Annotated in this window: 10 protein-coding genes; all 10 read right to left on the bottom strand. The window is 39.6% G+C overall.

The window, feature by feature from the left end; all coding sequences use genetic code 11:
* Positions 1-76 precede the first annotated feature (76 nt).
* Positions 77-385, bottom strand: a complete 309-nt coding sequence (locus EDC45_RS03735) for a hypothetical protein (protein WP_133543593.1) — start codon at positions 383-385, stop codon at positions 77-79.
* An 84-nt stretch (positions 386-469) separates the two neighbouring features.
* Positions 470-847, bottom strand: coding sequence for a hypothetical protein (locus EDC45_RS03730; RefSeq protein ID WP_133543591.1), 378 nt, complete (start codon positions 845-847; stop codon positions 470-472).
* An 88-nt stretch (positions 848-935) separates the two neighbouring features.
* Complete coding sequence (locus EDC45_RS03725; RefSeq protein WP_133543589.1) at positions 936-1,244, bottom strand: hypothetical protein; 309 nt, start codon at positions 1,242-1,244, stop codon at positions 936-938.
* Positions 1,245-1,792: 548 nt separating this feature from the next.
* Positions 1,793-2,101, bottom strand: a complete 309-nt coding sequence (locus EDC45_RS03720; protein ID WP_133543587.1) for a hypothetical protein — start codon at positions 2,099-2,101, stop codon at positions 1,793-1,795.
* Positions 2,102-2,185: 84 nt separating this feature from the next.
* Positions 2,186-2,563, bottom strand: coding sequence for a hypothetical protein (locus tag EDC45_RS03715; protein WP_133543585.1), 378 nt, complete (start codon positions 2,561-2,563; stop codon positions 2,186-2,188).
* Positions 2,564-2,651: 88 nt separating this feature from the next.
* Complete coding sequence (locus EDC45_RS03710) at positions 2,652-2,960, bottom strand: hypothetical protein (RefSeq protein WP_133543583.1); 309 nt, start codon at positions 2,958-2,960, stop codon at positions 2,652-2,654.
* 2 nt (positions 2,961-2,962) lie between these two features.
* Positions 2,963-3,160: a hypothetical protein gene (locus EDC45_RS03705; protein WP_133543581.1), complete on the bottom strand. Its 198-nt coding sequence runs from the start codon at positions 3,158-3,160 to the stop codon at positions 2,963-2,965.
* Positions 3,161-3,395: 235 nt separating this feature from the next.
* The gene (locus EDC45_RS03700) at positions 3,396-3,704 is read right to left on the bottom strand and encodes a hypothetical protein (protein WP_133543579.1); all 309 of its coding nucleotides are present in this window, start codon (positions 3,702-3,704) and stop codon (positions 3,396-3,398) included.
* A gap of 116 nt (positions 3,705-3,820) precedes the next feature.
* The gene (locus tag EDC45_RS03695) at positions 3,821-4,129 is read right to left on the bottom strand and encodes a hypothetical protein (RefSeq protein WP_133543577.1); all 309 of its coding nucleotides are present in this window, start codon (positions 4,127-4,129) and stop codon (positions 3,821-3,823) included.
* Positions 4,130-4,131: 2 nt separating this feature from the next.
* Positions 4,132-11,868 carry a two-partner secretion domain-containing protein gene (locus tag EDC45_RS03690; protein WP_133543575.1) on the bottom strand — a complete coding sequence of 2,579 codons (7,737 nt, stop codon included), beginning with the start codon at positions 11,866-11,868 and terminating at the stop codon, positions 4,132-4,134.
* Between the last annotated feature and the right edge of the window lie 31 nt (positions 11,869-11,899).

Below are 11,899 nucleotides of genomic sequence, written 5' to 3'. Positions count from 1 at the left end.
TTTTTCACTATTTATTCAACCTAAATATTAATTAAACTATTTTATCAGCAAATACTTATCTGGATATTTACATATATTATCTAAATTTATTATAATCTTTACATCTTTCCGGCATATACCAAAAGCAATATAATATGTTACTCGTTCTAAATCTATATCCCTGATCATATAAGCATTGTCCATATTTATCTTCTGTAAAAGAATTATTCTCATTAACCTTATCAAAACAATCATTTCTGACTTTTACTGGTGCTTCTTCTTTCGTATCAATATGCTCCCAATATTGCATACCATCGATAAGATGACCACCTCCATATGACAATAGAAAAGGATCTACACATCCTGACAATATAAATAAACTTAGAATAAGGATAATCTTTTTCATTTTTAATCTCTTAAATATTCTTATGCTCCAAGGATAAATATTATTAACTACTCTTACTTATATTAGTTTAGTATGTAGCCTTATTTAATTCCTGAAGTTTTTAAATGCTCTACAAGATTCTTTATTTGAATAGTGATAACAATAAATAGAAAAAAGATCAGGTTTAAAGACAAACCCCAGATCTCTAAGACATTTTCCATGATATAAAGCCACTTCATATCTTTTGAGTATAATATTAGTTTTTAAAGTTTGTTCTCTCCTCATCATTGCTATTCCTTGATGATAGCAATTTGTATATACATCAAATGTTACATTCTCTTTTGTTTCTATATTAATCCATTGAGATTCTCCTCTAGGAATACTGTCTGAATAATTAGGAATTAAATAAACAATACTAGAACAACCTGTTATATAGAAGAAAATAACTGGAATATACTTTAATTTATCTTTCAATATTAACATTATTTAATGATACCATTAATTTATAAGGGTATTTCCATATAAAAATTAGATTAATAAATTTTTAGTTTAAATATAATTGGTAAATATATTATCTAAATTTATTATAATCCTTACATTCCTCTTTCATATACCAAAAGCAATATAATAAGTTACTTGTTCTAAATCTATATCCTTGTTCATATAAGCATTGCCCATACTTATCTCTTGAAAAGGGATTATTCTTAGTAACCTTATCAAAACAATCATTTTCAGTTTTTAACGGCGCTTTTTCTTTTGTATCAACATGCTCCCAATATGCCATATCATAGATAACATTACCACCTGCATATGAAAATAGAAAAGGATCTACACATCCTGACAATATAAATAAACTTAGAATAAGGATAATCTTTTTCATTTTGCATCTCTTAAATATTCTTACGTCCCAAGGATAAATATTATTAACTACTCTTACTTATATTAGTTTAGTATGTAGCCTTATTTAATTCCTGAAGTTTTTAAATGCTCTACAAGACTCTTTATTTGAATAGTGATAACAATAAATAGAAAAAAGATCAGGTTTAAAGACAAACCCTAGGTCTCTAAGACATTTTCCATGATATAAAGCTACTTCATATTCTTTTAATATGGCAATATATTTTATAGGATCATTTTTTTTTACCATTTCTATTCCTTGATGATAGCAATTTGTATATACATCAAATGTTACATTATCTTTTGTTTTTATATTAACCCATTGAGATTCTCCTCTAGGAATACTGTCTGAATAACTTGGGATTAAAGAAACAATACTAGAACAACATGTTATATAGAAGAAAATAACTGGAATATACTTTAATCTACCTTTCAATATTAACATTATTTAAAATACAATTAATTTATACGAATATTCCCATATAAAAACCGAATTAATAAACTTTAGCTTAAATATCACTCGTAAATATATTATCTAAACTTATTATAATCCTTACATTTTTCCGGCATATACCAAAAACAATATAATAAGTTACTTGTTCTAAATCTATATCCCTGATCATATAAGCATTGCCCATATTTATCCCTTGTGAAAGAATCATTTTCATTAACCTTATCAAAACAATCATTTTCAGTTTTTAATGATGCTTTTTCTTTTGTATCAATATGCTCCCAATATTGCATATCATCGATAAGGTGGCCACCTCCATATGACAATAGAAAAGGATCTACACATCCTGACAATATAAATAAACTTAGAATAAGGATAATCTTTTTCATTTTTAATCTCTTAAATATTCTTGCACCCCAAGGATAAATATTATTAACTACTCTTACTTATATTAGTTTAGTATGTAACCTTATTTAATTCCTGAAGTTTTTAAATGCTCTACAAGACTCTTTATTTGAATAGTGATAACAATAAATAGAAAAAAGATCAGGTTTAAAAACAAACCCCAGATCTCTAAGACATTTTCCATGATATAAAGCTACTTCATATTCTTTTAATATGGCAATATATTTTATAGGATCACTTTTTTTTACCATTTCTATTCCTTGATGATAGCAATTTGTATATACATCAAATGTTACATTCTCTTTTGTTTCTATATTAACCCATTGAGATTCTCCTCTAGGAATACTGTCTGAATAACTCGGGATTAAAGAAACAATACTAGAACAACCTGTTATATAGAAGAAAATAACTGGAATATACCTTAATTTATCTTTCAATATTAACATTATTTAATAATACCATTAATTTATAAGGGTATTTCCATATAAAAATTAGATTAATAAATTTTTAGTTTAAATATAATTTGTAAATATATTATCTAAACTTATTATAATCCTTACATTCCTCTTTCATATACCAAAAGCAATATAATAAGTTACTCGTTCTAAATCGATACCCTTGTTCATATAAGCATTGCCCATAATTATCTCTTGAAAAGGGATTATTATTAGTAACCTTATCAAAACAATCATTTTCAGTTTTTAACGGCGCTTTTTCTTTTGTATCAATATGCTCCCAATATGCCATCTTATGAATAAGATGACTCCCTCCATATGACAATAGGAAAGGATCTACACATCCTGATAAGAAAAACAAACTTAAAATAATGATAAGATTTTTCATTTTTAATCTTCTAGATAATTAAACGTTCTTACACCATCATTATTATAAATCTTATTCAAAAATTTAGACTTTTCTTCTATTACTTCTGAATCATATACAAATTTTAAGTTGTTAATATTTTGACCTCTATATGAAGATAGAAAAGGATCTGCACATCCTGATAATACAAATAAATTTAAAATAAAGATAAGCTTTTTCATTTTTAATCTCCTAGATAATTAAATGTTCTTATACCATGGTTATTATAAACTTTATTTAAAATATTATATTTTTCTTATATTGCTTCTAATTTATCTACATAATCTTAAGTTATTAATATTTTGACCTCCATATAAAAATAGAAATGGATCTACACATCCTGATAATAAAAATAAACTTAAAATAAGGATAATTTTTTTCATTATTTATTCCATTTAAATATAATTGGTAAATATATTATCTAAATTTATTATAATCCTTACATTTTTCCGGCATATACCAAAAGCAATATAAAAGGTTATTCGTTCTAAATCGATACCCTTGCTCATATAAGCATTGTCCATACTTATCCCTTGAAAAGGGATTATTTTGAGTAACCTTATCAAAACAATCATTTTTAGTTTTTAATGATGCTTCTTCTTTTGTATCAATATGCTCCCAATATTGCATATTATGAATAAGATGACTACCTCCATATGACAATAGAAAAGGATCTACACACCCTGATAATATAAATAAACTTAAAATAAGGATAGTTTTTTTCATTGTTTATTCCATTCAAATATTAGATAAAATATTTTCACTAGCAAATACTTATCTAGATATTTCCATATAAAAACTCAATTAATAAATTTTTGATTTAAATATAATCCGTAAATATATTATCTAAATTTATTATAATCCTTACATTTTTCCGGCATATACCAAAAACAATATAATAGGTTATTCGTTCTAAATCGATACCCTTGCTCATATAAGCATTGCCCATACTTATCCCTTGAAAAGGGATTATTCTTAGTAACCTTATCAAAACAATCATTTTCAGTTTTTAATGATGCTTTTTCTTTTGTATCAATATGCTCCCAATATTGCATATTATAGATAACATTACCGCCTGCATATGACAATAGAAAAGGATCTACACATCCTGATAAGAAAAACAAACTTAAAATAATGATAAGATTTTTCATTTTTAATCCCCTAGATAATTAAACTTTCTTATACCATGGTTACCATAAACTTTATTTAAAACATTAGACTTTTCCTCTACTGCTTCTGATTTATCTACAAATTTTAAGTTGTTAATATTTTGATTAGCCACAGTATGTGCTTGTAAACGCCCAATCCCATTATTAGGTAGCGCATTTTTATTATTACCGATAAGGAATCCGAATATTCCCGAATAAACCAAATCTCCCTCTATACCTATATATCTGGTATTTACTTTATTAAATACCCCTTTTGCCTGTTGATGAATTTCTTCCGAAGAGTAAGAACCGCCTGCATGTAAATAGCTTATGGCCGTATTTTTATAGTCCTGCTTCAGATAATTCGCCCAATTCAGCATATTTTTATTTTCCGATACGCCCAAACTATGTGCGGTATTATGGAAGATATATGTGGGTTTGCCCTTAGCGGCTGCATATTGATTATATTCATCCAATTTTTTAGCAATTTGCGCATGATCTTTGGTGGCGTTGGATACTCCAAAAACCGCCGGCAAATTAGCCCAAGCCCTAAAGCGCTCAAATCCGGCATAGAGAAATTCATTCCAACGTCCCGCGCTACCTCTATTTAAAATAACCCCCAAATGCTCTAAAGAATTCAGGTCATCAGCATATAAAATGGCACTTTCTACTTTCTCTTTCCTTGTCAAATTAAGCATACCGGCCGTAAACAAATTACTTAGCTGTTCCGCCTGTTTTTCGGTTAATATTCGCTCCCCGTAGATTAATTCCTTTAACTGCTGCGAGTTATCTTTATCAAATTCCAAGCAGTCAATATGCTCGCAATTCGCTGGCTTACCCATAGTAAAGCTGGAATCCTCATTTTTTTCCGCTTTGTAATAAAGCTTATCGCCGGAATCCGAGATGTTTTTAATAAAATCCATCGCTATATTTAAATCCCGCGCTAAATCGGATTTGAGTTTTTCGGTATCCGCTTTGGTTAATATTTGATGACGATTTTCCTTTTGCAGATTGGCTATCGTTTCCTCAATACCTGAAGCGGATAATTTGTGCTGATTTTCCATATCTCTAATCAGAATATTTTTGTCATTGATCCTACTGGTTGTGATAGCGGATTCATTGTTGTGCTGTTTCACTTGCCCTAATGCTGCGCTTAGCACCCCTTTTGCCAATCCCCAGTTTCCTTGGCTGAAAATCCCGGTTACGCCCTTATACTCTATTTGGGCGCTACCATCAGCTCGGTTTGAACCAATATGCTCTAACGGAGTACCGGCAATATTTTGCGCCGAGCTTCCGCCGCCGACGGAAAAACCGCCCCCGAAGCCAAAGCCCTTGGCATTGTGGCTGCTGTAATTTTGGATATCCCGGTGGGTTAGTGTTCCTGTGGCGAAGCTATTTCTGTTCTGAACCTCCGCTTCTCGGGTTGAGGTAATAAGCGCACCTTTTAGATCCGTATGTCTGCCTATATTCACCTGATACCCCTCATCACCGGCATAGATACCGGACTGTTCTTTAACAGCGGCATAATTGGCATTGATTTTCGATTGGTTATAGCTGCCGCCGGCTGAAAATCCGTAGCCGACGGTAACCTGTCCGCTGATATTTTGTTGTTTACCCTTGTAGCTCATGGTTTCCTGCAGGCTTTCAATATGCAGATTTTCGGCATCAATCCGAATACCTTTGCCCAGAATCTGTGCGCCTTGTATGCGGGTATCCTGCCCGCTACGCAGCTGAGTTCTGCTATGGCTGTCGCCGATATGCGTATAAGCATAGGTAGTTTCATCAGCGTTGCCGTAGCCTTTGCCATAATTTCCGCCGGCGGTAATACCCATGGCCATACCGCCGTTGCCATAGGTGATGGATACGCCGGCATTAAAACCGCTGGATTTATTTTGGCTTCGCTCTTTATGGGTTTGTTGTGCCGCCCGTAGCTTGATATGATTATCCGCCGATAAATAAGTACCCTGTTTACCGCCGATATCCGCACCGATAATATTGATATCGGCTTTTTCAGCGCCTTTGGCAATTATATTGAGCTGTTTTCCTGCGTTGATTTTGGCTATTGCGGCGTTGGAACCCTGCGTATGCGTACTATTGATATTTTTCTGTTGGCCATAGGTTAAAGATATGCCCACATTGCTATTATTTATATCACCATTCGCCAATATCCGAGTCGGTGCAATGGCTTCGAATATTTTTTCCGCCGCTCTGGCACTGTCCCAAAGGGCGTTCGCCGTAGCCATAGCATTAATTCTGTTGTGTTTGCTTTCTCCGATACTTTCGATAGTTTTTACAGCGCCTTGTACCGCCTGCAGTGCAGACAATGCCGGTGCGCTAAAGGCAACCGTTAAACCTTTCTGTTCAAGGCTATATTTATAATTGGTCGTATAACGGTTATCCGCCGCTTTGATGGTAACCTGCCCGGCTTGAATATTGACATCTCCCTGTACCGAAGTCAGAGTGCTGCCTTGTTGCAGATAACGATTCTCCGTGAAAACATCGGTCGTTCCCTTTAAACTGCCGACTCGGCTTTCTTTGGTATAGGATCTGTGCTGATCGCTTTCCGTACTTTGCTTACGGCTGCCGATACTAAAGCCGATACCGCCCGACCCCATCAGCCCGGATTTTTTCACCTGATTAAAGCTTGTTTCGTAAACCCGGTTCTCCGCCGCATTAATATCAATATTTTTAGCGAGAATTTGCATTCTGTTTTCTGCGACCGCATCGCTGCCGCGTAGGCTGATATTGCCCCCTTGCGAGTGCAGTAAGATATTATTTGCTTCTATCTGCGTCCCCTTCGCCAAATCATAATCATGGCGATAGAGGTTAATCGAGGAGGTGCGGCTTGTCAGATTCCGGCTGTTCCATTTACGTGCGGTGGACAGTTGTTCCCTTTCCCGGCCTTCCGCAAGGCTAATATCGCCCGCCGATATAATATTGAGATTACCGTTGCCGCTAAGTTGTGCGGCACGCATATTTATGCCTTGCTTAGCGAATAGGGTTGCATTTCCCGCCAGTTTTAATTCGCTGCCGATCTCTTTGCTTTGCTCCAGACGATAGTAGTTATCCGCATCGGCGTTGTAATGTTCTTTATTTCGGGTTGTCTGAGTATCCAGATTCAACCGAGCGCCGGCGCGAATATCCGTTTCACCGGCGGAAATCAGGCTTGCCGCCCTTAAGTCGATATTTTGTTGCGCCTGTAATAGTAGCCGCCCCTCTTTAGCACCGACTTCTACGATTGCCTGCCGATTAATATCTTTCTTATAAAAATCCCCCGTATCCCGGCTTTCCGCCAAGCTGCTTTCAATACGGATATTTTTTCCTTGCGCCGCCAGCAGGTTCTGCGCCCGGAGTTTACCGCCCGAATTCAGCAAGGTTTCCTCTGCGTTCAGCAATAGCCGTTCGGCACCGATGGTTCCGCCGTTATTCAGAAGATTACGGGCGGAAAGTGCGGTCAGATTTCGTCCGGAAATTACGCCGCTGTTATGTATATCGCCTGTTATCCTTGCGTTAATGCGCTGTGCCGAAATCACGGCGCCTCGGTTATCCGAATCCGTATTACGCCCGACAACATATACCTGGGGTACCAATACCGATCCGGTTGTGCCGTCCGCCAAGCGAATTTCCTTGCTTACCAGCCATACCATATCTTCCGTCAGCGCTTTCATTTGTTCCGCCGTCAGCGCTACGCCGGGGATTAATCCGAAATGTTGGGCATAGCGTACGCCGCTGTCCATCAGCGCCAGATATTGCTCGTAATCGGAAGCGTAACCGCTCAGAAAACGTCGCCCGGTCAGCTGATTGATTTGTTCATTTACCAGACGCTGTTCGTAAAAACCGTCGCCTAAACGTTTTAATGCCATACGGGCATCGGATTTCAGCGCTTTTAGCATATAATCCGAACTTAGCCATTTGGCGCTATTGATAAATCTAGGATCCGTTTCGACCAGATAACGCCCCGCCGGATCACTATTTATACGATACAAACTTGCTTGCGGCAGGCGAATATCCGGGCTGAGGGTTTTTATACTTAAATTCGGTGCGGAAATCCCTTGTCCCGCTCCCGCATCTTTTTTAATCTCTGAATTCGGTTGCACCGGGTTACGGGAAGTGAGCACCGTTTGCGGCGCTTGTTCGAGATTATCGAGCTGATAACCTCCCGACGCCTCGGTTACCGCCCGGCGATCGCCGATTAGGTTTTGAACAATGCCAAAATCTTTTTCCCGAGTCGGGTGAGTTAGAGTGAAAGGGCTTTGATTCACTTCATAATGGCCGTGGTTGCCGTGTTTTTTCTGATGTTTCAGAAAATAACTATGGCCGATGTCGGTAACCTCGATCCGTTGTTTTAAATCTTCATTGTGCAGACTGGTAATACCGTCGCTAAGAATCGGCCGAGTTCCGTTAGCGCCGAAACTTTTCGTTCCCAGCTGTAAGGTGCCGCCAATCAATAGCTTGCTGTACTGATTATGCAGATTATCGCCGTCCAGAGTTAAATTACCGCCGATCAGAATTTTGCCCGGATCTTGCCGTTCAATATAAGGGGTATTTGTAATGCGGTTATATTTCCAGCCGTACCATTCTTTCCGTACGATGGTGGCTTTTTTCGGATCATGAAAATCAAACCATGCATCACGCCCGTGCCAATTGAATTTACCTTCGACCTGATTACGGTAACGCTGAGAATCGGTTTGTGTCGCTACCTCATGTATATATTCTTTTTGTTCCTTAGCAGCCAAGGTTAAATGCAGATCATGATTGCGTAAATTTGCGGTATTAATAGTGGCGTTCCCTAAGGCTTCGATGGTAGCACTGCCGTTGTCGACGAGTTCCGCCTTACCTGCGGCATAGTTGCTGGCGTCCAACTTGCCGCCTATATGGAGATCGCCCAAGCTGAAAATGAGGGCATGATCCCTATTGCTCAGTCTTGTTACGCCTAAATCCAGACGTTGTCTGGCGGCAATAGTGGCGGCCTGCACCTTGTTTGGATCCTGACTATTGGTCAGCTGTGCCGCTGTAATGGCAAGGCGATCACCATAAATACGACCGCCGCCCAGATTATTGAGGCCGGAGGTATTGAGCAGGGTAACTGCCCCGTCAATTAGCCCGCGGTTATTAATTGTATTGGCGGAAACCCTTGTATCAAGCGCACTCAATACGCCATTTTCCGCATTTTCCACTAAATTACTGTGAATATTTAGGGCTTTTCCGCTCAAGAGGCGGGCATTATTATAGAAATTGCCTTGAGTAGTGAGATTCAGCACGCCGTCCGCCTGAAAAACGCCGCTCAAGACTAAATCTTTGCTCAATCGGATATCGGCGTTACTTTGTGTTTTAAGCGTACCCTGACTTGTATCGGCAAAACCTTCGATATTCAGTGCAAGATTGCCTTTACTTTCCAGCTTACCTTCGCCGTTCTTTACAGTAAGCTTGCTACCCGCCAACGAGAGGGCGCCCAGCGCCAAAATTTCTCCTTCTCGGTTATCCAGTGCGGCGGCTACTCCGGCGGAAATATCCGCCCCGCTGTAGATGCCGCCCGCCCGGTTATCCAGCCGCTCGGCATTAAGGCTCAACCTATTAGCCAGTATGCCCTGGCGCGGTGCGGCAGTTGTTGCCTTAGTTCGAGAATTATTAATTTGTTGCGCCGTAACATTTAAGTGATTTCCTGCCTGAATTAATGAGCCGGATTCCGATACTTTGCTATTGTTAAGCCCTTCCTCTAACCGAATCTGAGCATCGCCTGCAGCTTGCACGCTGCCTTCGCTGTTATTTAGCCGTTGTGCGTTTAGGTTTAGGTTGTCCGCACTGAAAATAACGGCTTTTTCTCCGTTATCTATTTGTTTCGCATTAATCGTCAGCAAAGCCTTGCCGGAAATATTCCCCTGTCGGTTATCCAGATCTCCGGTTTGCAGCCATAACCGATGGCCGGCAAACAAGCTGCCCGCGTAATTATCAATATCGGCGGCGGTTAAGTTCAACGCTCCGGAAGTTGCCAGTTGCCCCTGCTTATTAATAAAGCCCTCGCTGAAATTAAAATCCAGAGCCTTTGTACTTCTGCTGTGCAACATCCCCTGGGAATTATTCAACTGTGCGGCTTTGAATTTTAGATAATCGGCACTGATTTTCGCCTTTTGAGTCGAAAGTTGAGCCGGAGTATGCAGCGTTAAATCCTGGTTTATATGCAGAGCGGCGCCCTGTAGGGAAAGATTGCCCTGCGCTGCCTGCAATTGCGCTCGGTTTGCCGAGAGGTGGGTATTGGAAAAATCCAAGCTGTTACCATTCGCCTGCACTAGGTTAGAAGCCAGAATTTTGCCCTGTGCTTTCAAGCTTTCCCTTGCCTGCAAGCTGATATTATTGCCTTTATGGCTAAAGGAAGCCGGACTGCGGCTTTCCTGTTGCCCTTGCGGGCGAAACTGAATACCTGCGCCTATGGTGGCATCATGGCTTATATCCATATGCTGCGCCCGATAATTAATATCCCCGCTTGCCAGTGTTTCGCCCGTTTGTATGATGTGCTGCCCGGCATCCAAATTTATATGATTATGGCGTGCGGTTATCGAGCCGTTATGGCGGATATTTTGCCCCGCTTTCAGTTTGACTGCGCCCTTTAAGGTTTGAATATCTCCGCTGTTAACCAGCTCTCCCTCGCCGTTCAGATCAATATTGCCTGCGGCGCTAAGGGTTCCTTTATTGAGAATATGCCCGCGTCCATCGATGATTAGCGCATCGCTGCCGGCGCCGATATGCCCGGCATTACGCACGCCCAGCCCCTGCTCGGTTCCCACCATATAGATTTTTTGCGCATACATACCGCCCAATTTGCTCACATCAACGGCAAAGTGCGGTTCTTTTTGGACGGTTTTTTCCGCCTCTTCCGCCCCCCGATGGATAATTTGTACCCCTTGCACCGAATCACTGTGTTTTACCCGATTTTGTCCGCTTACCAGATTTAACTGCTTAGCCCCCCAGATACCGGCATTGATCTGAGCTTCTTTAGCGATAATGTCCGTGTAATCCACTCTGCTGTTATCCAATCCTTTGCCGGCAACGGAGATTTTTCCTTTTTCCACCACATAGGATTCCAGTCTGCCGTCCACAATTTGCGGCCGCCCCGTGGTCAGCGTCGCACGATGCGCATTAAGAATACCGCAGCCCTCGCAATGTAATCCGGACGGGTTAGCGATAATCACCTCCGCTTTTTTACCTGCAACTTCTACATAGCCTTTCAGAATACTCGGATCCGATGAATTTACTTCATTTAAAATAACCCTTGCTTCGCCGTGAGCAAGATTCGGATTAGCTTGTACCATACCAGCCAGCTGAGTTCGCACCGCCGTGCGGCAGTTATTTAAAATGGCGCCGCGACTGTCCACATCGAATTGGCGGTATTTATTATGCGAAAGCCCCTTATCATTAGGCGTTTGAATATTTACCTGGGGTAATCCGTTGGCGGTTTGTAGCAAAATAGGTTGCTGATTTTTCCCAGCGGAAGGATCCGCTTTTATTATGAGCTCTTGCGCAGAAGAAGCGGGGCTAAAAGCAACCAACCCCAAACCGCAATATAGGCTGAAAACCAATGCGTTTAGCTGCGCACTTTTTGCCTTAGTGCATATATTTTGCTTGTTCGGAGCCGGAAGCGAGCCGCTTTCCGCCACAGACTTAGCGACGGATTTAGCCAGTTCGGAAACCACAATCAGGCTTTGCCTGGTTTTACTGAAAATTACACGAAAGTATCTGCGATTCATCTTATTATCCTTAATCTTAATCAATTATCCT

This window comes from Mesocricetibacter intestinalis (assembly GCF_004363295.1).
Classification (GTDB): domain Bacteria; phylum Pseudomonadota; class Gammaproteobacteria; order Enterobacterales; family Pasteurellaceae; genus Mesocricetibacter; species Mesocricetibacter intestinalis.
This window is presented reverse-complemented; position numbering and strand designations above follow the sequence as displayed.